We start from the raw sequence: 849 nt of genomic DNA, 5'->3' as shown, positions 1-849 counted from the left end.
CGCTAACGGCAAACTCGACACCAAAGCCTTGCCGGCCCCGGGCTATCAAGACGGCGAGGGCTATCGCGCCCCGACCAGCTTGACCGAAGAGATTGTTGCTGGGATTTATGCCCAGGTTCTTGGCTTGGAGCGGGTCGGGGTTGATGACTCGTTCTTTGAGGTGGGTGGGGATTCGCTGTCGGCGATGCGGGTGATTGCCGCGGTGAATAAGTCCTTTGATGCGGGTCTTTCGGTGCGGGTGTTGTTCGAGGCGCCGACGGTGGCTGAGCTGGCGCCTCGTATTGAGGGTGCGGGTGGGGGTGGGCTGGAGCCGTTGGTGGCTGTGGAGCGCCCGGCGGTGGTTCCGTTGTCGTTTGCCCAGGCCCGGTTGTGGTTCCTGGATCAGTTGCAGGGGCCGTCACCGATTTACAACATGGCGGTGGCGTTGCGGCTCAGTGGTCGGTTGGATGCTGAGGCGTTGGGGGCGGCGCTGGCTGATGTGGTGGGCCGTCATGAAAGTTTGCGGACGTTGTTTGTGGCGGTGGACGGGGTCCCTCAGCAGGTGATTGTTCCGGTGGGGCGGGTTGATTTCGGGTGGCAGGTTGTTGATGCCGTCGGCTGGCCGGATGATCGGCTGGAGGCGGCTGTGGGCGCCGCGGCTCGTTACACGTTTGATTTGGCTGGCGAGATTCCTTTGCGGGCAAGGCTTTTCCGGGTCGCTGAGGATGAGCATGTGTTGGTGGCCGCGGTGCACCATATCGCTGCTGATGGGTGGTCGGTGGCCCCGTTGGTGCGGGATTTGGGTGTGGCGTATGCCAGTCGGTGTGCGGGGCAGGTGCCGGGGTGGGCGCCGTTGCCGGTGCAGTATGT

The 849-nt window shown here is 63.7% G+C and carries 1 protein-coding gene; it reads left to right on the top strand.

The window, feature by feature from the left end:
- Positions 1 to 849, top strand: an 849-nt coding sequence (locus tag A5753_RS07675; protein ID WP_231990030.1) for a condensation domain-containing protein, incomplete at both ends; no start/stop codon positions are given.

The organism is Mycobacterium sp. 852002-51971_SCH5477799-a, assembly GCF_001667145.1.
In the GTDB taxonomy this organism is placed as follows: Bacteria; Actinomycetota; Actinomycetes; order Mycobacteriales; family Mycobacteriaceae; genus Mycobacterium.
This window is presented reverse-complemented; position numbering and strand designations above follow the sequence as displayed.